Below are 25,559 nucleotides of genomic sequence, written 5' to 3'. Positions count from 1 at the left end.
TGACCGGGAAGTAACGAAAGGTCACCCACCCGGTCTCGGAAGCCACTGCGTAAGACCATTGCCGGACTCAAATGCCCAGGGCGTTTGGCGTGAAGCGCGCGGTGTCCTACTGTGCAGCGTCGAATCCGGCGAGCAGGCGCCGCGATGCCGTGTCCATGTGGGAACGCATCGTCTCGGACACTGCTGAGGCGTCCCTGGAACGCAAAGCCTCGAAGATCGCAGTGTGTTCGCGGAGCGCGGCTTCGGCGTGGCCTTCGTCGGTCAGGGCACGGTCCACCCAGATACGCAGGAGCGAGCGAATGCTTTGGAGGAGCTCCTCCAGGACCATGTTGCCGGAGGCGGCCGCAATTTCGCGGTGGAAGGCCGCATCTGCTTCAACGAATGCTGCGAGGTCATCGAGGTTCTTGGCCATGACGTCCAGGTCGGTCTGCATGCGCTCAAGCGCCTCGTCAGTAACCCTAAGCGCGGCAAGCTCGACAGCTTGAACTTCCAGGCCGCTGCGCAACTCAACCAGTTCGCGGGTACGCGGCTCACCCAGCATCAGTCCCCAACTCAGCGTCCGGGGCAAAAGTTCGGAGACGCCGTCGCGCAGGTACGTTCCCGAACCTGGGCGCACGATGACGATACCGAGGATCTCCAACGCGGCGAGGGCCCTCGCGGATCGCTGAACGCCCAACCCCCAAGGAAGCAGCCAGATTCCGCTCCGCCGGAAGGCGGGTTCCCGGTGCGATGTCACCACTCGTGAAGTAGGCCAGCAGCCTTTCTGCAACTTCGGACACAACGGAGCCCTGCTCCATGGGGGCAAGCGCTGCCGTCATGTGTGCCGCTGCTGCGGCGGTGTTCGCTGACATGCTCTCAGCGTAACAACCGGATGACCAATTGAGCGTTTGGGGATCCGGAACAAATACTTGAGGTCAACCGGTTGACCAATTTGCCTCGAGCGCCCTATGGTTTAACTCACAAGCTTCGCCATCGCCGGATCCCCACCGGCATGACATGAGTCAGCCCGGCGCATCCAGTGCAGGATCCGCAGGGATACCAACATCTAGGAGTCAATGTGGACACCACACAATCGGTGGTCGAAAAATCCGCAATCAAGAAGGTGGCAATCCGGCTGGTGCCGTTCGTCGCCCTGATGTTCTTCATCAACTACCTTGACCGCACGGCCATCTCCTTTGCCGGCCCCAACGGTATGAACAACGATTTGGCACTCTCTGCGGCCCAGTTCGGCTTCGCATCCGGAGTCTTCTTCATCGGCTACATCCTTCTCGAAGTCCCCAGCAACCTGGCCCTCCACAAATTCGGCGCCCGCCGCTGGCTGGCACGCATCATGGTCAGCTGGGGCATCGTGTCCCTGCTTTTCACCTGGGTAGGCAACGTTGAGCAGCTGTACATCCTGCGTTTCATCCTGGGTGTTGCCGAAGCCGGTTTCTTTCCCGGCGCCATCCTCTTCCTGAGCCTCTGGGTTCCGTCCAAGCACCGCAGCAAGATCCTTGCCCTCTTCTACTTGGCACAGCCACTCACCACCGTGATCGGCGCCCCGCTTGCCGGAGCTTTGATCCAGCAGCACGGCGTGTTCTTCGGTCTCGAGGGCTGGCGCTTCATGTTCTTCGGTGTCGCCATCCCGGCAATCGTCATCGGCATCATCGCCTGGTTCTACCTGGCGGACTCCCCCGCCAAGGCCAAGTGGCTGACATCCGAGGAAAAGACCTGGCTGACCGGCGCCCTTGAAAAGGAAAAGGCCCAGACCGCCGCAAGCAACAAGCACGTCAGCGTCCGCACCGTATTCGGCAATGGCCGCGTCTGGATGCTCTCCCTGATCTACTTCGGATTCATCTACGGCCTGTACGCCCTTGGCTTCTTCCTGCCGACCATCATCGCCGGCTTCGAAGGCCTCTACGGCACCAAATTCGATGTCTTCCAGAAGGGCCTGATCACGGCCATCCCGTACCTGCCGGCAGCGTTCGCCCTGTACTTCTGGTCCAAGGACGCCACAAAGCGCGGCGTAAAGACCTGGCACATCGCCCTTCCGGCCCTCATTGGCGGTGTCAGCATCCCACTGGCGCTGTTCGCCGGATCCCCCACGGCAACGATTGCCGTCATCACCATCACGGCAATGTCCATCTTCGCGGCACTGCCCAACTTCTGGACGGTTCCCACCCAGTTCCTTACAGGTGCAGCGGCCGCCGCAGGCATCGCACTGATCAACACGGTGGGCAACCTGGCAGGTTTCAGCGCCGGATATATCACGGGCTGGCTCAAGGACCTGACCGGCGGCTACACGGTACCCATGTTCGTCGTCGGAGGCTTCATGTTGCTCTCCTCGATCCTCATGGTCACCCTCAGCCGCCAGCGTAAGTCCAGCGACGGCATCCCCGCCGAGGCACTGGACCCCGCAGGTGCCGGCCACCACGCGGAGCCGTAACCACGCCAAGCAGCAGGTTGTGCCCTTCCAGCAGGGAGGGCACAACCACCACACCTCACACCTTTAGTACAGCCCAGGAGATACCCCATGACCCGCCTATTCAACGAGCCCTCAGCTTTCGCTGACGAAATGATCGAAGGCTTCGTCGCATCGCACGGCCGCTGGGTCCGGCGTGTCGCCGGTGGCGTCGCCAGAAGCACCCGCAGCATCCCGGGCTCTGTGTCCTTGGTGATCGGGGGCGGCTCCGGTCACTACCCGGCTTTCGCTGGCTTGGTCGGCCAGGGCATGGCCCACGGTGCAGCGATGGGCAACCTCTTCGCGTCCCCTTCCGCCCAGCAGGTCTACAACGTAGCCAAAGCCGCGAACAACGGCGGCGGCATCCTGCTCGGCTACGGCAACTACGCCGGCGATGTCCTGCACTTCACCCAGGCCCAGGACAAGCTCCGCGCCGAGGGCATCGACTGCAGGAGCATCGCCGTCACCGATGACATTTCCAGCGCGCCCTTGGCCGAACGGCACAAGCGCCGGGGCATCGCCGGCGACCTCACGGTCTTCAAAGTGGCCGCAGCGGCCGCCGAAGCGGGCTACTCCATGGATGCCGTGGTGGAGATTGCCGAACGGGCCAATGACCGCACCCGTTCCTTCGGTGTCGCGTTCACCGGCTGCACGTTGCCGGGCGCGGACCACCCGCTCTTCACAGTTCCCGAGGGGCGTATGGCCGTGGGAATGGGCATCCATGGGGAGCCCGGTATTGCCGAGACGAACATCCCGACGGCGGATGAACTCGCCGAACTGCTGGTCAAGGACCTCCTCGCCGAAATCCCGGATGGACTCTCCGCCCACGGCGCACGGGTGGTCCCGGTCCTCAATGGCTTGGGCAGCGTCAAGTACGAGGAACTGTTCGTGGTCTACCGCCGCGTGGCCCAGCTCCTGGCCGAGGCAGGCATCCAAGCCGTGGACCCACAGGTGGGCGAGCTCGTCACCAGTTTCGACATGGCCGGGACGTCCCTGACGTTGTTCTGGTTGGACGCGGAGCTGGAGGCGTTGTGGCTCGCCCCCGCCGATGCCCCGGCTTTCCGCCGTGGTGCGGTCACCGCAACACCGCTCGACGCCGCACAACTCGCCGCCGGCAGCGACGTGGCGGAGCGTTCCATCCCAGTTGCCTCCGTGGTCTCCCGTGATGCAGCAGTCCGTGTCCTTGCGGCACTTGGTGCCGCGAAGGCAGTCATTGACTCAAGCGTGGACGAACTGGGAAGGATCGATGCGATCGCCGGCGACGGCGACCACGGCATTGGCATGGAACGCGGAGTCCGGGCCGCCGTGGAAGCCGCGGAAGACGCCGTCGAACGCGGTGCCGGCGCCGGAACCGTCCTGAACCTGGCCGCCGATGCCTGGGCAGACAAAGCCGGTGGCACGTCCGGCGCCCTCTGGGGCATGGCCTTGCGGGCGGTGGGTGACGCCTTGGGTGATGTCAACGCGCCCGACGCCGGTTCTGTCGCCACCGGTGTGGCCGACGCCGCCGCCGCGATCATGAACTTCGGCAAGGCCAAGGTGGGCGACAAGACCATGGTTGATGTCCTGGTCCCTTTCCGCGACTCACTCAGCGAGGGTGTCCACCACGGCCAGTCCCTGACCGAGGCGTGGGGCCTTGCCGCCACCATCGCCGAGCAGTCGGCCGAGGCGACCGCGAACCTGCTGCCCCTCATGGGCCGCGCCCGCCCGCACGCGGAAAAGAGCCTTGGAACGCCCGACGCCGGAGCCGTCTCCATGGCTTTGATCGTCCGGGCCATCCACAACACCCTCGCCGGGAACACCGCCGGGAAGATCTCAGTAAAGGAATCAGCATGAGCACCAAACTGCGCTTGGTCATAGGATCGGACGACGCCGGATTCGAGTACAAGGAGGCCCTCAAAGCCGACTTGGAAGCCAACGGTTTGGTGGAATCCGTGACCGACGTCGGCGTCGACGCGTCAAGCCACACTCCGTACCCGTCCGTGGCCATCGCAGCGGCTGAACTGATCGCCGCCGGCAAGGCCGACCGCGCGCTCCTGGTCTGCGGCACCGGCCTCGGCGTCGCGATCGCAGCGAACAAGGTTCCCGGCATCCGCGCCGTCACCGCCCACGATTCCTTCTCCGTGGAACGCTCCGTCCTTTCGAACAACGCACAGGTCCTCACCTTCGGACAGCGCGTGGTTGGGCTGGAACTCGCCCGCCGCCTCGCCAAGGAGTGGCTCACGTACACCTTCGACGAAACCTCTGCCTCGGCCGAGAAGGTCACACTGATTAAGGACTACGAGGGTGTCACTTCCTGCTAACAACCCCGGGGTGAAATCCATGGCGGTCATCGGCGTGAGCCTGAAGATGTACTTCGGCTACCAGCGCTCCGTGGACTATTGCCGCGATGTCGCCACGATCGCTTTCAAGCACCCGGCCGTGGTGAGCGGCGACATCGAAGTATTCGTGCTGCCTACCCTGCCGGTCCTGCCCGAAGCGGCCCGGATCCTGGGGCAAGCCAACGTTGGAACGGGAGCGCAGGACATCTTCTGGGAAGACGAGGGCGCGTACACCGGGGAGGTCGGCGGCAAGACCGTTGCCGAGCTCGGTGGCAGGTACGTCGAGGTCGGACACGCGGAACGCCGCAGGATCTTCGCCGAGGACGATCGCGTGATCGGCCTGAAGACTGCAGCTGCCTACCGCAATGGCCTCACGCCCGTGCTCTGCGTGGGCGAACTGAACGCCGGCTCCCCCGAGGAAGCCGTTGCCCACTGCACGGCAGAGATCGACGCCGCGCTCAACCGTGCCGCAACCCTTGGCCCCACAAACAGGACCATCGTGGCCTACGAACCGCAGTGGGCCATCGGAGCACCGGAACCTGCAACACCGGACTACATCAGCGCCGTGGTTCGTGGCCTGGACGAGCACCTCCGCTCGCTGCCGGGCCAGGAAAGCAGCCGGGTCATCTACGGCGGCAGCGCCGGACCGGGCCTGATCACGGAACTGGACACCGCCGTCGCGGGCTTGTTCCTGGGCCGCTTCGCGCACGATCCGCAAGCGCTGAAGACCATCCTGGACGAGACAGCCGCACGGCTCGCCGCGGATAAGGCGGTGGCCGCATGAGCAGGATTGGTTTAAGCAGCTACGCGTTCTTCTGGCAGCTCTCGGATCAGGTCTCCCAACCGCTGAGCATCCATGACGCCCTGCGGAAGGCCGCGGACCTGGGCGTGGACCTGTTCCAGATCTGCGATTACGCGCCGCTGGAAGACATGGACGACGCCGACCTCGCCGCCGTCCGCCGTACGGCAGACCAACTGGGAATCACCCTGGAAGTGGGGACGAAGGGCATCCGCCCGGAGCACCTGCGCAGGTTCCTGCATATCGCCCGGGTGCTGGGCTCGGACCTTTTGCGGACCATGTTCAACGTTCCCGGCCACACCCCGGACAACGAGGAAACCGTGGCGATCTTTACCGAGGTGCTGCCCGAGTTTGAGGCAGCCGGGGTGAGGATCGCCGTCGAGACCTATGAACAGGTCCCCACGGAACGGATCCTGGACGTCGTCCGCCGCGTCAACAGCCCGTATCTCGGCATTTGCAGCGACCCCGCCAATACCGTGGCGGCGCTGGAGATGCCGCGGCAGGTGATTGACGCCGTCGGGCCCTTACGTCCTGAATATGCACATCAAAGACTTTGCGTTCAGCCGCAAACAGGGATGGGTCGGGTTCACGTACTCGGGCGCACCCCTGGGCGAGGGCCTTCTCGACTACGACTACATGGTCGAAAAGATCCAGCCCAAAGAAAGAAACATCAACCAGATCGTCGAACACTGGCTGCCATGGCAGGACACAGAAGCGGAAACCATCCGCCTCGAAAACCAGTGGACCCAACAAAGCCTCGATTTCCTAAGGAGCAAGTGAAATGTCAGCAGAACAATTGACCGTCGCGGTTATCGGAGCCGGTGGCAAAATGGGGATGCGCGTTTCCCGCAACCTCCAGAAGTCCAGCCACACCGTCTTTTACAGCGAGAACTCCCCCGCCGGCCAGGAGCGCGTCCGCGCTGAAGGCCGCGAGATCACGGCAACTGACGACGCCGTCAAGTCCGCCGACGTCGTCATCCTCGCCGTCCCGGACACCGTCCTTGGCATTGTCTCCGAGGGCGTCGTCCCGCAGATGAAGGCCGGCGCGATCCTTCTGACCCTTGACCCGGCCGCCGCGTACGCAGGACTGCTGGCCAAGCGCGACGACGTTGTCCAGGCCGTCGCCCACCCGTGCCACCCGTCCGTGTTCCTGGAGCGCACCACCAAGGAAGAATGGGCCGATACCTTCGGCGGCCAGGGGGCCTCGCAGAATGTCGTAGCAGCCATTGACGACGACGCACCCAGCACCACCCGCGACGTAGCCGAAGCGGTCATCCGCACCATTTACGCACCCGTGATCGACGTTCACTGGGTCACCGTCAAGCAGCTCGCCATCCTGGAACCCACCCTGGTGGAAACCGTGGCCTGCATGATCGGCACCCTGCTCAACGAAGCACTGCACGAGACCGTCCACACAGCCGGGGTTCCCGAGGAAGCCGCCAAGGCCATGCTGTTCGGCCACGTCCAGATCGCACTCACCAACGCCCTGCGCGGGTCCAATCCCTTCTCCGAAGCCTGCGAAATCGCGATCCAATACGGCAAGGACACCATCATCAAGGACGACTGGAAGAAGATCTTCGACGACTCCGAACTGGACGGCGTCATCGCCAAGATGCTCAAGCTGGACGCCGTCAAGCGCTGAAATCTTCCGGGAGGTGCGGTGGTCACCATGCCACCGCACCTCGGGCCATCCCGGGCTGCGGCCCAGGCAGGCGCTTTGCTCAGCCTCACGGCACCGGCGGCGCGTCTCCCGGCTCCACGAAGCGATGCGTCCGCTCGATCTCGGCAATCTTCGGATCGGTTTCATCGGCGCCATAATCCGATGGCCGGGTCTTGTCCGCCCCTGCCGGCACCTTCAGCGCGCGCAGCACCAAGGTGAGGACAGCGGCGACGATCAGGTTGAGGGCGAAGGCCGTAACGGCGATATACACGGTGAAGTCGGTTCCCGGGATGAGGGCGACGGATCCACCAAAATGCGCGTGGGTCACCGGGTTGACGACGTTGTAGGCCGAGACGGTACCGAAGGCTATGCCTACCGCCCATCCGGCAAGCAGCGCCCAGCGGTCAAACCATCGCGTGTATAGACCGGCTACAACGGCCGGGAACGTCTGGAGGATCCAGATGCCGCCCAGCAGCTGCAAGTTGATCGCCGTGGTCTGGTCCATGGCGACGACGAAGATGAGCGCGCCAACCTTGACCACCAGCGAGACGATCTTGGAGACGCTCGCCTCTGTCTTGGGGTCGACGTCGGGCCGGATGAAGTCCCGGTAGACGTTGCGCGTGAACAGGTTCGCCGCGGCAATGGACATGATGGCCGCCGGCACCAGGGCACCGATGGCAATGGCCGCGAGGGCAACTCCGGCGAACCACGCCGGGAAGTGGTCCAGGAACAACTGCGGGACCACGAGTTGGGGATTGACCGATCCATCGAGGTCAGTCGGCTTGGTACCGGCTTTGATGGCCACGTAACCCAGCAGGGCGAGGAACCCGAGCATGAGCGAGTAAAGCGGCAGGATGGCTGCGTTGCGTCGGATCGTGTTGCGGCCTTTTGACGCGAGGACGCCAGTCACGGAGTGCGGGTACATGAAGAGGGCCAGGGCTGAGCCGAGCGCCAGGGTCCAATATGCGGAGTAGTTGGCGCCGCCTGGGATGAACACCCCGGCCGGCTTGCCCGTTGCCTGGTTCACTGTGCCCAGCTTGGTTTCCGCCGCACCGAAAATCGTGTCCCAACCGCCGAACTTGATCGGAAGGTAGATGACCGCCACGATGACGGAGAGGTAGATGAGCAGGTCCTTGACGACGGCGATCATGGCCGGCGCCCGCAAACCTGAGGTGTAGGTGTAGGCGGCGAGCACGACGAATGCGAGGATGAGCGGCAGGTCCGTTAGCAGCACGTTCTCGGAGCTGCCGAGGCCGAGAACCGTGAGGACTGCCTTGATGCCCACAAGCTGGAGGGCGATGTAAGGCATCGTCGCCACAATGCCGGTGATGGCGACGGCGAGCGACAGCCACCGGCTCCCGTACCGGCCACCAACGAAATCCGCGGAAGTGACGTAGCCGTGCCTGTGGGACACGGACCACAGCCGGCTCATGATGATGAAGATGATCGGGTAGAGGACGATCGTATACGGCACGGCGAAGAAGCCGGTCACCGCGCCCGTGGCCCACATCGCTGCAGGCACGGCCACGAAGGTGTAGGCCGTGTAGAGGTCGCCGCCCAGCAGGAACCAAGTGATCCACGTTCCGAAGCCGCGGCCGCCCAGCCCCCATTCATCGAGGCTGTGGAGCCCCTCGTCCGACTTGCGCCACCGAGCGGCAAGGAAGCCCATAACAGCAACAATGACGAACAGCACGATGACGATGATGAGGGCGATCCAGTTGATCTCGCGTCCGTTCATGGCCTGTCCCCTCCGTTTCGGTTCCCGGCGCGGGCCGCTGTCCGCCGTCGTCGATCCTCCGTACTGACCAGCCAGTAGGCTATCCCGCTGAGCCCTGCGGAGATGGGCACCCAGAGCAGCTGGTACCAGTAGAAGAAGGGCATACCGCCCAGGCGTGGCGCGTCGAAAGAGTACAGCTGCGGCATGAGTGGGAGCACGATCGCGGTGACCAACAGTACGCCTGCCACCACGTAGGGTAGGGGCCTCGCCGGTCCTCGGGTTGGCGTCTCGCGGGTTGGCTGTCCGCCCGGCGGAACTGCGGGGAAGGGGCCCTGATCCGGACCCGCACCATTTTGATTGGACACCACGACCTCCTTGTCGACCATGGTTGGAGGGCGAATATGCCCTCCTCAACTCTTTTGTACCGCTGTGTGTCCCGCTCGGGAAGGCCTCTTCGGCCTATCCGAAGCCTGTTTGTTCATCGCAGGATTCTCTTCCTTACCGAGCCAGGAATGATGCGACCCGGCATGGTCCACACCACCAGCGGAGGGTGGCTAGGCTGGGTGGATGGCAACACTAATTCTCGTGCGGCATGGCCGCACCACAGCCAACGCCAGTGGACTGTTGGCGGGTAGGGCCGACGGCATCAGCCTGGACCAACTGGGCTGCGATCAAGCAGCCCTGGCCGGTGACCGGCTCGCTGCTGTGCCCGTCGCCGGGGTGGTATCGAGCCCTCTTGAGCGTTGCCGGCAGACCGCCCGGCTCATCATCGATCGCCAGGCCGGCTCGCCGCAGGCAGTAGTGGATCCCGATCTCACCGAGTGCGATTACGGTCAGTGGCAGGGCCGCAAGCTCGATGACCTGGCCACCGAGGATTTGTGGCCTATGGTGCAGTCGCAACCGTCCGCCGTCGTCTTTCCCGGCGGTGAATCCATGGCCGCGATGCAGGCCAGGTCCGTGGCAGCAGTTCGACGCCACGATGCTGCCTTCGAAGCCCGGAACGGGCCAGGGGCCGTGTGGGTGGCCGTGAGTCACGGTGACGTCATCAAGTCAATCCTTGCGGACGCGCTGGGCATGCACCTTGACCTGTTCCAGCGTATTAACGTCAGCCCCGGTTCCGTATCAATCGTGCATTACAGCGCGAGTCGCCCCAGCGTCCATGCGACCAATACCGAAGCTGGTGACCTGTCGTGGCTGTCGAACGGCATCCGCTCGGGCGATGCACCGGTGGGCGGCGGCGCAGGACAGAAGACGACGTGAAGGTCATGTGCCTAAACTACTGGCATGCCTACACGCGTTCACGAGTTTGCCTGGCCTGATCGGGTTGTCATTGGCACCATTGGCCTTCCCGGAGCGCGCACGTTCTACCTGCAAGTGCGGACCGGGGCGCAGATCGTGAGTATTGCCCTTGAGAAGCAGCAGTCGGCCCTGCTCGCGGAGAAGATCGACGAACTGCTCGATCAACTCCTCACCGTCGACGGCAACCCCTTCAGCGTCCCTACGGGTACACCCATTGAACTCGTCGACAATGACCCGATCGAACCTCCTGTGGAGCAGTTCCGCACCGGCGCCATGACCTTGGATTGGGACCCAACCACAGCCCAGATCGTCGTCGAGGCATACCCCCTCATCGACGTTGATGCTGACGACGAGGACGAACCGCTTGTTGAGGACGGCTCTAACGAAACCGAAATGATGCTGGTGCGAATGCCGGTTGGGACCGCCCGCGCATTCGCCAAGCGCACACGTGAGATTGTGGACGCCGGTCGGCCGATATGCCCCCGCTGCGGGTACCCCATGGATGCGGACGGGCACGACTGCACCTTGCCCGAGGTCTAATGCCGGCGCTGGACCTGATGACCGCCGAGCTGACGCTTTCAGGGCGCATCACGGCGGCCTCAAACGCCACATTCCTCGGCAGCATCGGCGACGTGCCGGTCGTCTATAAGCCAATAGCGGGCGAGAGCCCCCTATGGGACTTTCCCGACGGCACCCTCGCCCACCGGGAGGTGGCCGCGTACCTGGTCTCGCAGGTCCTCGGCTGGAACGTCGTGCCGCACACCTGGCTGCGTGACGGTCCTCTGGGCGAAGGGATGGTGCAGCTCTGGCAGGAGCAACACCCCGCCCAAAGCGCGGTGGACCTGATTGCAGCGGACCACCTGCCAGAGTCAGGTTGGAAACACGTTCTCGAGGGACAAGATGAAAATGGTCGGATGGTGGCCCTCGTCCACGAAGACTCGCCGGCGCTGAGACGTATGGCGGTGTTCGACGTCGTGGTCAACAACGCTGACCGCAAAGGAAACCACATACTTGCCATGACGGACGGACACCGGCACGGTGTGGACCACGGACTCACCTTTCACAGCGAACCTAAACTGCGTACCGTGCTATGGGGATGGCTGGGAGAGGCCCTGACAGCGGAGGAACTCGACGGGATCGATCGCGTCACCGAAGGACTAAAGCGCGAGCTGGGCCGGAATCTGGCGGACCTGCTCACTTCCGAAGAAATCGCATCGCTCATCGCGCGCTGCGCTCGGCTCCGGCTGACGGGACGATTTCCGGCCCCGGTCAGTGGAATGCCGGCGGTCCCCTGGCCGCTGTTCTAGAGTCGGCTACCGGCTACCGGCTTCGCGGGCTGAGTCGTCCGGTACTCCCCTGTGCCAAGTCTTACCGTCAGGGGTTCTCGGCCTTACGACTGATTTGTGGGCTCCCAGCCCCTTCCTTCCGCCCGGTCAGAACAGAGCCTGAAGGCGATGTCTGCCGCCTTGCTAGTTGCCACGGCAGGTAAAACGTCCGATCCCCGGCTTCCTTTCCCGGCTTCAAGCCCGGCAGCGTAACCGACCATGAAAGCCGTCACCGGCGCTGCTGCATGGATCACGGAGTCTGCAGATTTCCTGGCCAGATCGAGGACAAGTTCCTGGTCAACCTCAAGGTCCAGGATGTGCAGCGCCCTTGCCAGTTCCTGGCTCCACTGGGACAGAACCTGTGCTTCGTTGTCGCTGGGCATGATTTCTCCTTGCCGAAAGTCTCAAGTGGTTCGGGGGTGGTGCCGTGGTTCGGTGTGGTGCCATGAGAATACAAGGCATTGCTCCACAAGTCAGGGGTTGCCCGGCAAATTGGCCGGGGACCGGGCATTCGCCCGCGCCGCTTCTGGACAGGGATTAATCGCTGTTCATGGACGGCGGCCGTGACAGACTGGTGCCATGCTGCTCGATGAGCTCGTGAGGACCTCGGAAGCCGTCGCGGCCACCCGCTCCCGGGTCGCCAAGATCAACGAACTGGTAGGCCTGCTGCTGCGCCTCGACCCCGCGGACATCCCGACGGCGGTCGGCTTGCTCACGGCGAAGCCTCGCCAAGGGCGGGTCGGGATCGGCTGGAGCGGCATGAGGGCGGCCAAGGGCAAGCCCGCTGCTGAGCCGACTCTCACCATCGCCCACCTCGACGCTGCCTTGGACCGGCTGCTGGCGGCCGCAGGCGCTGGGTCGACCGTAGAACGCGCCGCCATCCTTCGGACCCTGATAGCGGAAGCCACAGAACGAGAGCAGACCTTCATCGCCGGCGTGCTGCTCGGGGAGCTTCGTACCGGTGCGCTTGAGGGCGTATTAACGGATGCCGTTGCCCGTGCCGCCGATCGCCCGGTCGAGGCCGTACGGCGCGCAGCGATGCTCTCCGGCGATCTCGGCGGGACTGCCCTGCTGGCGATCACAGGCACCGCCGCCGAGCTTGACGCAGTCGGCCTCGTCGTCGGGCGTCCTGTCCAGCCCATGCTCGCCGCAACCGCGGCCAGTGCCAGCGAGGCCCTGGAGACGACGGGGGAAGCGTCCGTGGAATACAAACTCGACGGCGCACGCATCCAGGTGCACCGTGCCGGCGACGACGTGCATATCTTCACCCGCACCCTGGCCGAAGTGACCCATCGGTTGCCTGAGGTGGTGGAGGTGGTGCGCGGACTGCCGGTGCGCGATGTGATCCTCGACGGCGAGACACTGGCACTCGACGAGGACGGCGGGCCCAGACCATTCCAGGAGACCATGTCCCGGTTCGGGGCAAACGCGGCGCGCACCACACTGCTGCATCCGTGGTTTTTCGACGTGCTGCACGTCGACGGGCGCGACCTTCTCGACGAGCCGCTGGCAACGCGAATCGGCGTGCTCGAGCGGATCGTCCCCGATCACCGCATCCCAGGGAAAATAACTGCGGATGCAGCTGTTGCCGAGAGCGTTTCGCGCGATGCCCTGGAAGCCGGCCATGAGGGTGTGGTCGTGAAGGCGCTGGGCTCGTCCTACGCCGCCGGGCGGCGGGGTTCGAACTGGATCAAGGTAAAGCCGGTGCTCACCTACGACCTGGTGGTGCTCGCCTGCGAATGGGGGTCAGGACGACGCGCCGGGCTGCTGTCGAACCTGCACCTCGGAGCCCTGGACCCTGTTGGGGAGTTCGGCGAACCCGGCGATTACGTGATGGTGGGCAAGACTTTCAAGGGCATCACCGACGCGCTGCTGAAGTGGCAGACTGAAAAGTTCCAGGAGTTGGAGGTGCGGCGTACTGCGGGCACCGTATGGATCGAGCCGGTCACCGTGGTCGAGATCGCCATCGACGGCGTCCAACACTCTCCCCGCTATCCGGGTGGAATCGCCCTTCGATTCGCACGCGTCAAGCGCTACCGTGACGACAAGACCGCCGCCGAGGCCGACACGATCCAGGCCTTGCGCGCTCTGCTCCGTACAACAGGGGGTAGAAAGGTATCGCCCGCACCGGCGGAGCCGGATCCCCGGGCCCTGGCTGAGGAGCCTTAATCTGGATGTTGGTTGAGTTCGACCAGTGTGGCGGTGGCCGCACGGGCCGCCGATCGAGAGCAAGGCACTTCCAAAATCCGCACCAAAGGTTCCCTTGACAGAGCCCCCCATCGGCCCTAAGTTTATTGCAACCGATCTCAGCAACCGATCTCACTGCTAATTTCGTAAAAATGCAACCGATCTCAAAGGAGAGACTCGATGATCAACTGGCTCCTCCCGATCGTCGGTGGCCCACGTTTGGTAGGCATCGATTGAGCACGGCATGCTCCCGCATATGCAACCCAGTTCACAGGAGAAATTCATGATCAAAAAGCGATGGGGCTTGGCGCTCGTCACAGCTGTCGTGGCCGGCCTCGCCCTCAGTGGCTGCTCCCCCTCGGCTTCGGAACCCAAAGGTCCCGTGACGCTCAATTACTGGGACTTCCTCGATCCCAGCCAGGCGAATCCGCGCTCGAAGGCACTCAAGGAAAACATTGCCAAGTTTGAGGCGGCAAACCCCGATATCAAGATCAACCTCTCTGTGGTTTCGCTTGGCGACATGTTGAACAGACTGCCGCAAGCGGCGGCAGCAGGTCAGGCTCCTGACGTCTTCAAGATGTTCACTCCCGTAGTGCCCCAGATGGCGTCTGCCGGCGTCTACGCACCGCTGCCTGAGGCTGCTTCCAAGGTGACTGACTGGCTGCGTCCGACCGACACTCTTGCCGGCCCCTGACGGCAAGCCGGTTGCCGTGCCCTATGAATACCGAACCTGCGCCCTCTACTACAACCAAAAGATCCTTGACCAGATAGGCGCGACCGTTCCCACCACGTACGACCAAGTTGTCGACGTTGCCCGGAAAGCTGCTGCTGCAGGATTCACCGGCTTCGGGACCGGCTTCTCGGACACCGACAACTCGGCAATCATCAGCACCTTCTTCAACTGCTTCATGACACAGGTTGACCAGGAAATCTGGAACAAGGATGGGAAAGCGGATTTCGCAACAGCCAAAGGCAACGAGTTTGGTAACTTCCTTGCCAAGCTCAGGGACGCAAAGGCTTTGGGTAGCAACGTCGTTTCAGACACGTACGGCACAGTAGCTGACGGCATGGCGAGCGGCACGGTCGCCATGGCAGTTCTGGGCACGGAACGAGCAGTTTCCTTCGGCTCGCAGAACAAGGACCTTAAGTGGACGGCCTTGCCTAAAGCGAGTACCGGCGATACGACAGGTACCACCATTGGCTGGACGTTGGGCATAGGCAATGGCAGCAAGAACACCGACGCCGCCTGGAAATTTATCGAGTACATGACCGGGCCGGAAGCCGGTGCCCTCATGGCAACCGGCGGTGAGGTGCCCACCCGGGCAGCCACCTACCAGCAACCGTTCTTCTCCACGCCTGAGGCAAAGACCGTCAATGACATCGCAGCCTACGTCAAGACCAACAGTGAGCCACGCACCTATTCCAACACCTGGACCGCACTTGCCACTGGTCTGTCCCAAGCCGGGCAGAAACTGACCCTCAACGGTACGTCAGGCAACGACTTTATCCGTTCCGCGCAGGACGCGGCCAACAAGAAGTAGCCGCCCGATGTCAGGGGAGCCTGACCAAATCAGGCTCCCCTCGGAAGGAACACAGATAATGTCAACAAAAAGCCCAACCCGCACCTCACGCCAGACTGTGGCTTCCCCTTCAGGCGTCGATGCTATCCGCCGGGTCCGTAGGGATCGAATGGTATGGCTCTACGTCGTCCCCGTCAGCGCCGTCTTCCTCTTTGTTTTTGTGGGGCCGCTCATCTACACAGCGTGGACGGCCCTCCACGAGACGACTTATTACCAGATAGGGAAATTCTCGGGTCTGAATTCGTTTGTCCGACTGTTCTCAGACTCCGAACTCCCGAGCCGCATCTGGACAACCTTGGTATTCTCGCTCGGCGCCCTGGTTATCGCCTTGCCGGCCGGGCTTCTGTCTGCGATCGTGCTCAACAATCTTCACCGCTTCAAGCGCTCCGTCCGGAGCCTCTTCCTGCTGCCTTGGCTGATGTCACAGGCCACTGCAGGAACAATCTGGCTCTGGTTCCTCAATCCCAATTACGGTCCCGCTTCCGCTATCACCAAATCCCTCGGATTCGGACCTACTGATGTGTTCTCATCACCCGGCAGTGCGCTTGTTGCAGTAACTCTGATGACAGCCTGGTGGTCCTATCCCCAGGCCATGCTCCTCTTCCTGGGCGCCCTTCAAACGATTCCTGAAGAGCTTCGCGAAAGCCTGAGGGTAGACGGCGGCGGTATCTGGCACCAGTTCGTGAATATCACTCTGCCCTACCTGCGCAACACCATCGTCTCCGTCGTCGTCGTTCTTCTCATGCTCTATGTGCAGATGGTCACCATCATTTTGGTCACCACAAGAGGAGGCCCCATCGGGTCTACAGAGACGCTGTCCATGCGTGTCTACAACCAGATGTTCGACAAGTTTGATCTCTCCGGAGCATCAGCAACGGCAATCCTTCTTTTCGCCGTCAACATCGTCCTGACTCTCGTCGCCATTCGCTTCCGACGGAAGGAAAGCCTGTGAGCATCACAACCCCGCGCCGCCAGCGACGCCTGGGCAATGTCATTCGTGCGGTCCCGTCCTGGGCGTACGTCATTCTCTCAGCCGCGGTGGTCCTTCCTCCGGTCGCATGGATCCTGTCCACTTCGCTCAAGACCGCCTCGAGCACCCTGGAATTTCCTCCAAGGTGGATACCGGCCCCATTCTCTGCCGAGGGCTATATCGGCCTGCTGACGTCGACCAACATGCGCTTTTTCGCAAACTCCCTCATCTATGCGGTCGGCTCTATCGTCCTTGCCCTGGCAATTTGCATCCCGGCAGCGTACGTGGCAACGCGGTACCGGAGCCGCCGCATGGAAACACTGATGACCGGGATTCTGGTCCTGTCCATGGTCCCGGCGATCGTGGTTTTCATCGCGCTGTACTCCATGTTCGTCAAGACCGCCTTGATCAACACCTACCCGATGCTGATCATCGTCTACACGGCAATCATCTGTGGACAAACCATCCTGTTCCTGCGAAATTTCATCGAGAACATACCCGTCGAAATCGAGGAAGCGGCGGCAATCGACGGATGCTCCCGAATGCAGATTTTGTGGCGCATCATCCTCCCGCTCATCCGGGCCCGGTATCGCTGCTGTGGCAATCTTCATCTTTGTCTTCGTTTGGAACGACTTCCTTGTGGGCACCGTCCTCGCCACCACAGAAGACATGAAGACCGTCCAGAACGGCATAGTGCGATACATAACCACCGGCTTCGGTAGCTTCTGGGGACTCTTCGCCGCATTCATCGTCGTGGCTTTCATCCCCGTACTCTCAATCTTCCTCGCATTCCAGCGCTGGTTCGTTGCCGGCATGACCTCAGGTGGTGTCAAGGGGTAGCCTATTCGCCGAGGTTTGGTCCTCAGGCGGGCGTGGTGCCACGGTAAATGCAACATTGGCGGGCAGGGTGCACCCTGCCCGCCAATTCGCTTATGAATTTTCGCTCGAGCGCCAGTCGGGCGGCTGAATCAGTTCTACCCGATTCCCATCCGGATCGAGTAAGTAGATCAGCAGACCTCCTGCAACCGGTCCGGACGTGGGCGCGACCGGTTCGGACAAGGCCCTGTATCCGAGCTTCGTCATTCTGGCGTAGACCTCGCGCAGGTCAATATCCGTGAAGGCAAGATGTGCCGTGCCAGGCTGCGCTTCCGAGGGATCAACGGCAGGCGGAGGATCCTCAACCTGGACCAGCTCCAGGTGAAAGGTCCCATCACCGGCTGTGAGCATCATGGCTTTGACCTTGACGATAGGACGGCCGTACAGCTCGCCGACGTAGGGGCCCGAGGTCCACTCATTCAAACGGGTCAAGCCCAGCCCTTCCACGTAAAACCGGGCGCTGCGCTCCAAGTCTGCAACGTGCAGAGCAGTGTGATGATGACGGATTGCTGTATGCATTTTTCCTCTAATTCCTGACTGAATCGAAATATCTGCTCAAAGATGCGCGCGGGTCAGGTTCCTATTCCCAGATGTGCTCCGCCTGCCACGTCGAGGGACACTCCAGTGATGTAGCGATTGTCGGGATCAGAAAGGAACAGGATGGCACGGGCAACTTCATCGGGTTCGGCAAAGCGGCGCATCGGTAGCTGCGCTGCCCGCTTGGCCCGGTTTGCTGCTGCGTCCGGGCCGGAGTCCCTGGCGAATTGAGCCCACATGGGCGTGTTCACCGGTCCTGGCGCAATGGCGTTCACTGAGATGCCGTTGGGTCCAAGCAATTCGGCGAAAGACCACATAATATGCAGGACCGCAAGCTTGCTCGCGTTGTAGGGCAGATAGTTGAGCCGTGCTTCTTTGGCCGCAACTGAGGACAGGACTACGATGGCGCCGGATGTGCCGGTCTCAAGCATCGATTTTGCGGTCTCCCGGACCATGGTGAAGGTCGCGGTGGTATTGATCCTCAGGATGGAGTCGAACTCTTCGGTGCTTGTTTCCATGATGTCCGGTGTGGGGCCGAGCACTCCCGCTGCGTGGACGAGGACATCAAGACGGCCATATTTGGCTTGGATGTCCTGGATAACCGTTGCGCACTGTTGTTCAGAGGTGATGTCGAGGGGATGGAACGCCTCCAGGGACTGGTCCTCTTTCGGGGAACGGTCTGCGCCGATGACGATGGCACCTGAGGCTGTGAGTGCGCTGACTGCAGCATCGCCGATTCCTCCGCTTGATCCGGTTACCAGAACCACCTGGTTTTTGAGGCTCATCGGTTCCCTCCGCTCTGGGCGCGGCTCATCCGCGGCGTTCCTGTGGTCGGGGCGTGAGGTGCTTGCGTCATGTTCATTTCCTTACTCGATATTGCTCGGTTCGGCCGGTCGCCATTGGTTCGCGTTTTGTCTATTTCGCGTTCTGCTGATGCTGCGTGATGAACCGCCCTGGCATCAGGGGCTGCCCCTGCACGGATTGCGTCGGCGATCTCTGTGGCACGGAGTGCCTGGGCGAATGAAACGGCCGGCGTTTCACCCGCACAGAACCTCAATGCCGCTTCCGCCTGGCGGAGGAAGAGGTCAGAGGGATCGAAGGTCTGCTCTTGTTGGCCGCCGTCCCGGTCCCACACGTGCAGGGAATCGTTTGACCACAACATCCGGCCGCCATTGGCAAGGACATCGACGGTCAGGCTCCAATCGCCCTGATTGAGACCTTCGGGTTCTTGCCAAGGGGACCAGTAAGTCTGCAGAGTGAACACCACTCCAGAGGGGAATTCGAGCGTGGAGACGACGTGTTCCGGCACCGGAGATCCGTAAAGGCTGTTGCTGGCGCTGGTGGCCAGGACCTTCGGGTCACCCTTGAACCACGACGAAACCAGTTCTATGGCGTGAATGCCGTTCACTACCGCAACGCCACCCTCCTTGGGATCAGCACGCCATGAGTCAACGTTCTGCTTATGGGCAACCGAACGAACAGTAATGGCTATAACGTCGTTGTCGCTGACCCACTGCGATACGGCTGGAACGCCTGGATGCTGGTGGAGTGTGTATCCCACCATGAGCCGTTCATTGACTCCCGAAGCAGCGGCCATGATGGCAGCACCTTCTGCATCTGCCGCCACCGGCTTCTCCGTCAGCACCCGGAATCCCCTGTTCAGCAGATCCGCACAGATGGCCGGTTGCAAGGTTGTTGGCAACGCGACGACGACCAGGTCAAGGTGATCAGGCAGCTCCAGGACGCTGGGCACCAACTGCGAACCCAGCTCCTGTGCAAGCGCGAACCCCCGCTCGTCCGGCTCCACAAGGTGGGTGACATTTGCACCGGCTTTGGCGAATGCGCGGGCATGCCGGGATCCGGCCCAGCCGGCCGCTCCCACCACAGCGACGCACGGTGCCTGTGCCGCCGTCGTCATGATGCGGGTCCTGCGAAGGTCAAGCCTCGGGTGAAAGCGTAGGTCATGAAATCTCTCCCTTGAGTTCATTCAAAATGTCGATGAGATCGGTTGTATTAATGGGCGGCACCCACATTTGGTGTCGCAGTAAGGGTGTCAAGGGCCTTTATCAAGCATGCGTGGCTTGTTGACCATGATTGCCCCTGCCACAAGCACCACGAGCCAGGCACCGAGCATGCCAAATGAGGGCAGCCAGCCGTCCCCTGGACTGTGCAGGAGCGCGAAAAGAAAAGGGCCGATGCTTGCGAAGGCGTAGCCGGTCCCCTGGGCGAAGGCGGATAAACTTCCCGAGCCGGATTGCGTTCGTGTCCGCTTGTTGATCATGGTGAACGCAAAGGCATAAGCGCCTTGGCCCAGGCCCGCAATGACGACCCAGACCGCTGCAGAGGCTGGTGGGGCGAAGATTATGCCTGCATAACCGACGGCAAACGCGAGGACAAAGAGGATTGCCACAGGTAGCGGGCGTGGCATTCTTACGACAACCACAGGCGCAACCAGGGCGACCGGCAAAGCGAGGATCGAATAGAGCGCCAGCATGGATCCAGCAGCGTCCGGGCCCGTCCCTCTGTCAACGAGAACCGCCGGAAGCCAAGTCAGCGCCGCAAAGGTGTTGCTGGAGCAACCAGCAAAGATCATCGCTGTGCCCCAGCCGATTGATGATCTCCATGGTTTTATCGCGTTCGCAGGGGGCAACGGCCTATCATCGGCTGGTGAGGTCCGCGAACGGGCTAGGTTCCGTTTGGCCGCCGGAAGAATCAGCCAAGGGATCGCAGCAAGCGCACTGAAGGCAGCCCAAATACCTATGGAGAACCGCCAGCCATATAGATTGCCCAGAGGGATGGCGAATTGGGCGGCCATGGCCGTGCTGCCACCCAGGAGACTGATGTGAAGCGCTGCCAGAACCCCGATCCGATCGGGAAAATACTTCATCAGTAGAGGCGGAGCCACGACATTGACCAGGCCAATCCCAAGCATGGCGATGCAGGTGAACACCAAGAATGCCACGACGTTCCATCCAAGTGCACGGCCCACCTGACCTGATGTTGTCAACAGGATCGCGACCAAGAGCAGGTGTTCCATCTGGAATTGCCGCACGAGCGGCAGCGCAAAGAAGCCCATCATTGCGAAGCCTGCGGTCGGCAGCATCCCGAGGATCCCCGTGGTTACCGCGTCGAACGGAAGGTCCGCACTTATTTGGCCAAGGAGCGGGGACACCGCCGAGACCGCTTCTCTCGCGCTGAACGCAACCAGCAGGACTCCAGCCAGCGCGGTGACACGCCCCCGAAGTGGCCGCTTCTCTGCTTCCTTGCCTTTCAGTGCACCCATGTTTCGTAGGCGAAGTAGAGCTATGTTCGCACCTCCCTATATCCGACAGGCGGCTCTGGCCACTGCGTCTAAAGCGCCCGCGCCAGACACCTGTGCAACTTTGGCAGAGGTGAACGGTTCAGCTTGCGTTTACCGCGTGGCTTGCCCATTCGCGGCCGGTCTGCTCCTCTGTCGGCAGGCCGGCGGCTGCAAGGATCTGATCGAGCAGACGTTGGGTGTGAACGGCTTCCCGGCCTGAGGTAAGCGGCTGGCCCCTGTCGGCGACCCGGTCCAGGAAGTGGTGAACGGCGGCCGAGAATCCGAGGGTGTCTGTCGCCGTAGCCCAGCCGTATGCTTCCGCGCTCAGTTCCCGTGACGTCGTGACGCCGTTGATGGTGGTGGAAACCGTTTCCGGTGCCCTGACTTCGACCGTCTTCCCGTCACCATAGGCGTCCAGTTTTTCGTTCCATGCCCCCGCTGTACGGGGCCGCCATCAGGACGCCGGTATTCCCGGTGCTGAAGCGGATGGTCGCTGCGAGTCCGTCTTCTTCCCAAGGATCCTCACCCGCGGCATGGGCGGCCACGTGTTCCGGTTCGCCTCCGCAGTACCAGCGGAGGAGATCGACCATGTGGATGGCGTTCTCGAAGGTCGCGCGGTATTCGGACCCTGGGCGGTTCTTCTGGGCGACGCAGAAAGTAGCACCTTTGTCGCCAAAAACTTCGCGGCCGGCCGTGTATACGGGTGCATACCGGCGGTTGAAGTCAACCATCAATATCCGTCCCCGCTCGTCGGCGAGATCAGCCAGACGTTCCGCTTCATCAGTTGCCGGAGCCAAAGGCTTCTCGCAAAACACATCCACGTCGTGATTGAGGCAAAGCTGAACGGCATGGGCATGCTCGGAACGTGGGGTCAACACGAAAACTGCATCCAGCTCCTGCGCAGCCAGCATGTCCTCCACCGTTTTGTAGGCATCGTTGAAGCCCCACCGCCGGACCAGGCTGCTGGGATCCTCACGCCGGGAAACCAAGGCAGCCAGTTCAATGTCATCGCGTTGCACGAGGGTGGGCAGCTGGGCAATGGTGGCGATGTTGCCGGCGCCGATAACTCCGACGCGGAGGCGGTTGGTATTCATCAGGCGTTCCTTACTTTGGCCGAATCAGCGAGCATTGAGCGCAGGACGGCGACGGATTCCCGGAATCCATCCTCCGGCGCAGGGAGGTCTTGCGGGTGCCAACGGTATTCAAGCTCGACGCTCAGTACGTCGTCATAGCCGTGCTGAAGCAGCGCGACGAGGATCCGGGCCCACGGAACAACACCGCTTCCTACAACGCGGGAACGGACTGCCCGCTCTGAGGCGTTGACCCTGGCCGTTTCAGTGGCGCGGAAGGCCGCATTGGGATCCGTGAAGACAAGGTCTTTCACGTGGACGTGGCCGATCAGGTCACCTTGAACAGCGAAGGCTTCTTCGTAGTTTTCGTCGTGCGTGAAGGTGAGGTTCGCCTGATCGTAGAGCACGCGGACGGACGGCTGGGCAATTTCCCGGACCAGGGCCGCTGTGTCCGCTGCCGTCTGGGTCATGGTGCCGAAATGGTTCTCCACGCAGAGGCGGACGCCAGCCTGCTGGGCCACGGGGGCAAGGGTCTCCAGCGCCTTCCGCAGCTGTCCCCAGCGGGCCGCGTGATCGGTGTCTCCTGGGTGCCAGGAACCAGCGTAGACACGGACGCGGTCAGCGCCGAGCAATTGTGCGGTGTCAATGGCACCACGGAATTCGTCAACGGCTTTGTGCCATTCGGCATCGTCGAGTGAGTTGATAGCGGTGGTGTAAGGCGTCAAACCGACGATTGGTACGCCTTCGCCTTCGGCTGCTTTCAGCGCCTCCATTGCCGAGCGCCGGTCGCCCAGGGGCAAACCGGACTTGTAGTCATCCTGGTAGATGACCTCGGCGGCATCGAGCCCTGCGGCCCGAAAGAGAGCAAGTGCTTGGGGAACGGTGTGGTTCGGAGTACCTAGAGTGTGACCCGCTAGCCGCATTGTTTATGTCCTTTCTGAAGTGTTTGGAGCTGCCGTCCAGTCCGTAGGACCGACCAGCCGGGGCGGGGCTGCGACGCGGGATCTGTCCACGATTTCCATCAGCAGCCCCCAAGGGGTGACGAAGTAGGTCCAGCGGTTGCCAGCTACGCGTGGGCTGTCGCCAGCGACTTCCTTGCGCTCACCGAGCACCCTGACGCCAGGTGTTTCCTGCAGTACGGCGATGGCTTCGTCGACGTCATCCACGACGAAGCACAAGTGGTGCCCACCGGCGTCGCAATGACGCGGTGGCGTCTCACGCCGCTCAGCGCTGCTCCACTCGAAAAGCTCGATGTTCAGGTTCGGCGGCAAGCGCAGCATGGCAAGCGTGAGCTTGGCATCTGCCGGCACTTCGAAGTTGGTGGGCATGAATTCTTCATCGGGGCCGCGCTCGGAGCGGTACAACTCCTCGGCGCCGAGGACTTCGACGAAGAAGCGAATGCCTTCATCAAGGTTCGGAACCGTCAGACCGACGTGGTCTGTGTGCCGTATTCCCGGCAGGCGCCGGAGCGTCTGTTCCTGCGCCCCGCTCATTTGCGCGGTCCAGCGGTGGAGCGTCGGACCAGAAGCTCAGGCTCGAGGACTATATGCTCAACCGCCCCATCCACGTTTTGCTTCTCGGCCAGCTCGATGGCAATGTGCCCCATGTCGGCAATGGGCTGCCGGATGGTTGTCAGGGCAGGGTTAAACCGGGCACCAAGAGCAAGGCCATCGAATCCGATAACCGAGACGTCTTCCGGAACCTTCACACCGCTGCCGCCCAGTGCTGAGATCACGGCGAAGGCCACCATGTCGTTGGCTGCGATGATGGCCGTTGGCGGATTGTCCATCTCCAGGAAGTGCTCTGCACCGCGAGTGCCCGCATCAAGGTCTGAACCGCTGTCCAGCACGATGGGCGTGCTCCCGCTTTGGGCGGTGAGTTCAAGGTAGGCGTCCATCCGGTCTTGGGCAGTGTGTGTGCCGGCGATGCCGGATACGTATCCGATCGATGTATGCCCCAGGCCGTGCAGGTGGTCAAGTGCGAGCATGATCCCTTGACAGCTGTCGACCGTGACGGTTGGTACGGAGGAATCCCCTTCCACACGGTCGATTACCACCACCTTGTGGCCGAAGTCGAAGCGTTTCAGGGCCTCGGTATCGACCTTGGTCGAAGGTGCCACAATCCCGAAGGGGGCGTACATCGCCTGCATGGCGGTGAAGTATCCGTCGGTCTTGGCCGGGTCGCCGTTGGTGACGCAGAGCATGAGCTGGTAGCCGCGCTCGTCGGCTGCCTGTGTCATCGTCTTGGCAAGTTCCGCGAAGAACGGGTTGGTGATGTCGGGGACGATCAGCGGAATGATGTTGCTTGTCTTCCGTCGAAGCGCCTGGGCGAGTGGGCTCATCGTGTAGCCGAGTCCTTCGGCGACCCGGAGGATATGCTCGCGTGTTTCGCTCTTCACCGCCTCTGGGCGAGAGAACGCCCGGGAGACGGTTGACCGATGGACACCGGCGGCTTTCGCGACGACGTCGATACTCAAGTCAGGCATGTTCTCTTCCTCCGTGCTGGTTGCCATAGGCCTGCCAAATGGGGCGCATGACATTTTCGAGCTGGGCCAGCGTCGGCAGGCCCCGGAATCCATCTTCCAGCGTCCGGGCGACGTTCCGCACAAACGGGTCGTAGAGCGGGTCGCTGTCGACATTGATTTCGTCGGTTTCCGTAGTTCCGTCCAGTCCCGTGAAAGTAGCTGTGCCATCGGAATTAACGGAGGCGAATCCGGCCTCGCCCACTGAGGTAAAGCTGCAATACCGCTTCAATGGCGAGCCAGGGAATGCGTAGCCAACTTCCACGATGGCTTCACGTCCCTCCGGCGTCGTGATGATGAGGCTGGCATGATCCTCAACAGCCTGGCCGTGGAGAACCGAAGAGAGCCGGGAATCCACGTCCGCTGCCGGCTCATCGCAACCTCGGAGGAACAGGTCAACAAAATGTGGACCCAGGTTCGCGAGGCAGCCTCCCCCGGCCTTGACCGGATCGAGCATCCAAGGATTGGAGTTCTCCAGATACCGGGATGGCGGCCCGGCAATGAATGAGGCTCGCTGATAACTGGGCCTACCCGCCTTGGCAAGCCATTTCTCTGTGGGTCCACCGCGCTGAACCAAGGGCACAGTGGCTGGCACACCTGCTGCTTCGGCGGCCTGGCGCACGGTGGCAAGCTCCCCGAGGGAAGTGCCCACCGGCTTTTCCACGACGAACGGAATACCCCGCTCAATCAGGGCCATGCACTTTTCCGCCATCCCCTCGTGGGGACCAAAGACGTACGCGAGTCCTACGTCGGGAACATCAACCAACTTTTGCCAATCGGCTTCAGCGTCCGCCTCCCAGCGAGCGGCCAGTTCCTTTACCTGCAGACGGGAGACATCTTCGTCGCTTACTCCAACCACGTCGTGTTCTTCGGCGATAGCCTGCGCGCAGAGTGGAACGTGCCAATGGGAAGCGCCAAGAATAATTGTTCGTACATGAGTCAACCGCAATACCCCCTTG

28 protein-coding genes and 1 pseudogene are annotated in these 25,559 nt (G+C 62.2%); 16 read left to right on the top strand and 13 right to left on the bottom strand.

What is annotated here, in order from left to right; translation table 11 throughout:
- Positions 1-106 precede the first annotated feature (106 nt).
- Positions 107-851 (bottom strand): annotated as a pseudogene (locus LDP01_RS23895) (FadR/GntR family transcriptional regulator).
- Positions 852-1,057: 206 nt separating this feature from the next.
- Between LDP01_RS23895 and LDP01_RS02815 the strand changes: the two are divergent.
- The 6 genes from LDP01_RS02815 (at position 1,058) to LDP01_RS02790 (ending at position 7,199) form a co-directional block, all read left to right on the top strand.
- Positions 1,058-2,425 carry an MFS transporter gene (locus LDP01_RS02815; protein ID WP_224090069.1) on the top strand — a complete coding sequence of 456 codons (1,368 nt, stop codon included), beginning with the start codon at positions 1,058-1,060 and terminating at the stop codon, positions 2,423-2,425.
- Positions 2,426-2,512: 87 nt separating this feature from the next.
- A complete protein-coding gene (locus LDP01_RS02810; protein ID WP_224090068.1) occupies positions 2,513-4,273 on the top strand; it encodes a dihydroxyacetone kinase family protein in 1,761 nt (586 codons plus the stop codon).
- A complete protein-coding gene (locus LDP01_RS02805) occupies positions 4,270-4,740 on the top strand; it encodes a ribose-5-phosphate isomerase (protein WP_224090067.1) in 471 nt (156 codons plus the stop codon). Before LDP01_RS02810 ends, LDP01_RS02805 begins: the two co-directional genes overlap by 4 nt.
- Positions 4,724-5,542, top strand: coding sequence for a triose-phosphate isomerase family protein (locus tag LDP01_RS02800; RefSeq protein ID WP_527249050.1), 819 nt, complete (start codon positions 4,724-4,726; stop codon positions 5,540-5,542). The genes LDP01_RS02805 and LDP01_RS02800 overlap by 17 nt, the downstream gene beginning before the upstream one ends.
- The gene (locus tag LDP01_RS02795; protein ID WP_346658894.1) at positions 5,539-6,357 is read left to right on the top strand and encodes a sugar phosphate isomerase/epimerase family protein; all 819 of its coding nucleotides are present in this window, start codon (positions 5,539-5,541) and stop codon (positions 6,355-6,357) included. The genes LDP01_RS02800 and LDP01_RS02795 overlap by 4 nt, the downstream gene beginning before the upstream one ends.
- The gene (locus LDP01_RS02790) at positions 6,339-7,199 is read left to right on the top strand and encodes a phosphogluconate dehydrogenase C-terminal domain-containing protein (protein WP_224090066.1); all 861 of its coding nucleotides are present in this window, start codon (positions 6,339-6,341) and stop codon (positions 7,197-7,199) included. Before LDP01_RS02795 ends, LDP01_RS02790 begins: the two co-directional genes overlap by 19 nt.
- A gap of 85 nt (positions 7,200-7,284) precedes the next feature.
- Here the strand turns inward: LDP01_RS02790 and mctP are convergent, their stop codons facing one another.
- Both mctP and LDP01_RS02780 read right to left on the bottom strand, forming a co-directional pair.
- Positions 7,285-8,955 (bottom strand): monocarboxylate uptake permease MctP, encoded by a 1,671-nt coding sequence (mctP, locus tag LDP01_RS02785; RefSeq protein ID WP_224090064.1) that lies wholly within the window; start codon positions 8,953-8,955, stop codon positions 7,285-7,287.
- Positions 8,952-9,299 (bottom strand): DUF3311 domain-containing protein, encoded by a 348-nt coding sequence (locus LDP01_RS02780; protein ID WP_224090062.1) that lies wholly within the window; start codon positions 9,297-9,299, stop codon positions 8,952-8,954. The genes mctP and LDP01_RS02780 overlap by 4 nt, the downstream gene beginning before the upstream one ends.
- A 202-nt stretch (positions 9,300-9,501) precedes the next feature.
- Between LDP01_RS02780 and LDP01_RS02775 the strand changes: the two genes are divergently transcribed.
- The 3 genes from LDP01_RS02775 to LDP01_RS02765 are packed head-to-tail and all read left to right on the top strand — an operon-like array spanning position 9,502 to position 11,540.
- Positions 9,502-10,194 carry a histidine phosphatase family protein gene (locus LDP01_RS02775; RefSeq protein ID WP_224090061.1) on the top strand — a complete coding sequence of 231 codons (693 nt, stop codon included), beginning with the start codon at positions 9,502-9,504 and terminating at the stop codon, positions 10,192-10,194.
- 24 nt (positions 10,195-10,218) lie between these two features.
- Complete coding sequence (locus LDP01_RS02770; protein WP_224090060.1) at positions 10,219-10,773, top strand: Rv2134c family protein; 555 nt, start codon at positions 10,219-10,221, stop codon at positions 10,771-10,773.
- Positions 10,773-11,540 (top strand): Rv2133c family protein, encoded by a 768-nt coding sequence (locus tag LDP01_RS02765; RefSeq protein WP_224090059.1) that lies wholly within the window; start codon positions 10,773-10,775, stop codon positions 11,538-11,540. Before LDP01_RS02770 ends, LDP01_RS02765 begins: the two co-directional genes overlap by 1 nt.
- A gap of 83 nt (positions 11,541-11,623) precedes the next feature.
- On the opposite strand, the gene LDP01_RS02760 is transcribed toward LDP01_RS02765, so the two are convergent.
- On the bottom strand, positions 11,624-11,941 hold the full coding sequence (locus tag LDP01_RS02760) for a DUF6457 domain-containing protein (protein WP_224090058.1): 318 nt from the start codon (positions 11,939-11,941) through the stop codon (positions 11,624-11,626).
- A 196-nt stretch (positions 11,942-12,137) separates the two neighbouring features.
- Here LDP01_RS02760 and LDP01_RS02755 point away from each other — a divergent pair, with 196 nt between their 5' ends.
- The 6 genes from LDP01_RS02755 (at position 12,138) to LDP01_RS02735 (ending at position 17,135) form a co-directional block, all read left to right on the top strand.
- The gene (locus tag LDP01_RS02755; RefSeq protein WP_224090057.1) at positions 12,138-13,727 is read left to right on the top strand and encodes an ATP-dependent DNA ligase; all 1,590 of its coding nucleotides are present in this window, start codon (positions 12,138-12,140) and stop codon (positions 13,725-13,727) included.
- A 301-nt stretch (positions 13,728-14,028) separates the two neighbouring features.
- The gene (locus LDP01_RS23335) at positions 14,029-14,439 is read left to right on the top strand and encodes an extracellular solute-binding protein (protein WP_263433747.1); all 411 of its coding nucleotides are present in this window, start codon (positions 14,029-14,031) and stop codon (positions 14,437-14,439) included.
- Positions 14,426-15,286 (top strand): ABC transporter substrate-binding protein, encoded by an 861-nt coding sequence (locus LDP01_RS02750; RefSeq protein WP_263433746.1) that lies wholly within the window; start codon positions 14,426-14,428, stop codon positions 15,284-15,286. Before LDP01_RS23335 ends, LDP01_RS02750 begins: the two co-directional genes overlap by 14 nt.
- 58 nt (positions 15,287-15,344) lie before the next feature.
- Positions 15,345-16,277: a carbohydrate ABC transporter permease gene (locus tag LDP01_RS02745; RefSeq protein WP_224090056.1), complete on the top strand. Its 933-nt coding sequence runs from the start codon at positions 15,345-15,347 to the stop codon at positions 16,275-16,277.
- Entirely contained in the window at positions 16,274-17,017 is a 744-nt protein-coding gene (locus tag LDP01_RS02740; protein WP_224090055.1) for a carbohydrate ABC transporter permease, read from the top strand. The genes LDP01_RS02745 and LDP01_RS02740 overlap by 4 nt, the downstream gene beginning before the upstream one ends.
- Positions 16,989-17,135, top strand: coding sequence for a hypothetical protein (locus LDP01_RS02735; protein ID WP_224090053.1), 147 nt, complete (start codon positions 16,989-16,991; stop codon positions 17,133-17,135). Before LDP01_RS02740 ends, LDP01_RS02735 begins: the two co-directional genes overlap by 29 nt.
- 90 nt (positions 17,136-17,225) lie before the next feature.
- Here LDP01_RS02735 and LDP01_RS02730 read toward each other — a convergent pair whose 3' ends face one another.
- The 4 genes from LDP01_RS02730 to LDP01_RS02715 form a co-directional block, all read right to left on the bottom strand.
- On the bottom strand, positions 17,226-17,690 hold the full coding sequence (locus tag LDP01_RS02730; protein WP_224090051.1) for a VOC family protein: 465 nt from the start codon (positions 17,688-17,690) through the stop codon (positions 17,226-17,228).
- 53 nt (positions 17,691-17,743) lie between these two features.
- Positions 17,744-18,493, bottom strand: a complete 750-nt coding sequence (locus LDP01_RS02725) for an SDR family NAD(P)-dependent oxidoreductase (protein ID WP_224090049.1) — start codon at positions 18,491-18,493, stop codon at positions 17,744-17,746.
- Positions 18,490-19,626 (bottom strand): Gfo/Idh/MocA family protein, encoded by a 1,137-nt coding sequence (locus tag LDP01_RS02720; protein WP_224090048.1) that lies wholly within the window; start codon positions 19,624-19,626, stop codon positions 18,490-18,492. The genes LDP01_RS02725 and LDP01_RS02720 overlap by 4 nt, the downstream gene beginning before the upstream one ends.
- A 135-nt stretch (positions 19,627-19,761) precedes the next feature.
- A complete protein-coding gene (locus LDP01_RS02715) occupies positions 19,762-20,991 on the bottom strand; it encodes an MFS transporter (RefSeq protein ID WP_224090047.1) in 1,230 nt (409 codons plus the stop codon).
- A 305-nt stretch (positions 20,992-21,296) separates the two neighbouring features.
- Here LDP01_RS02715 and LDP01_RS23330 point away from each other — a divergent pair, with 305 nt between their 5' ends.
- Complete coding sequence (locus LDP01_RS23330) at positions 21,297-21,419, top strand: hypothetical protein (RefSeq protein WP_263433745.1); 123 nt, start codon at positions 21,297-21,299, stop codon at positions 21,417-21,419.
- Here LDP01_RS23330 and LDP01_RS02710 read toward each other — a convergent pair.
- The 5 genes from LDP01_RS02710 to LDP01_RS02690 are packed head-to-tail and all read right to left on the bottom strand — an operon-like array spanning position 21,411 to position 25,459.
- Positions 21,411-22,103, bottom strand: coding sequence for a Gfo/Idh/MocA family protein (locus LDP01_RS02710; RefSeq protein ID WP_224090046.1), 693 nt, complete (start codon positions 22,101-22,103; stop codon positions 21,411-21,413). The two genes, LDP01_RS23330 and LDP01_RS02710, sit on opposite strands and share 9 nt — an antisense overlap.
- The gene (locus tag LDP01_RS02705) at positions 22,103-23,002 is read right to left on the bottom strand and encodes a sugar phosphate isomerase/epimerase family protein (protein WP_224090045.1); all 900 of its coding nucleotides are present in this window, start codon (positions 23,000-23,002) and stop codon (positions 22,103-22,105) included. The genes LDP01_RS02710 and LDP01_RS02705 overlap by 1 nt, the downstream gene beginning before the upstream one ends.
- 3 nt (positions 23,003-23,005) lie before the next feature.
- A complete protein-coding gene (locus LDP01_RS02700) occupies positions 23,006-23,572 on the bottom strand; it encodes a VOC family protein (RefSeq protein WP_224090044.1) in 567 nt (188 codons plus the stop codon).
- Positions 23,569-24,564, bottom strand: a complete 996-nt coding sequence (locus LDP01_RS02695; protein ID WP_224090043.1) for a LacI family DNA-binding transcriptional regulator — start codon at positions 24,562-24,564, stop codon at positions 23,569-23,571. The genes LDP01_RS02700 and LDP01_RS02695 overlap by 4 nt, the downstream gene beginning before the upstream one ends.
- Positions 24,557-25,459 (bottom strand): Gfo/Idh/MocA family protein, encoded by a 903-nt coding sequence (locus LDP01_RS02690; RefSeq protein WP_224090042.1) that lies wholly within the window; start codon positions 25,457-25,459, stop codon positions 24,557-24,559. The genes LDP01_RS02695 and LDP01_RS02690 overlap by 8 nt, the downstream gene beginning before the upstream one ends.
- Positions 25,460-25,559 lie beyond the last annotated feature (100 nt).

This window comes from Arthrobacter sp. StoSoilB13, assembly GCF_019977255.1.
Taxonomy (GTDB): domain Bacteria; phylum Actinomycetota; class Actinomycetes; order Actinomycetales; family Micrococcaceae; genus Arthrobacter.
This window is presented reverse-complemented; position numbering and strand designations above follow the sequence as displayed.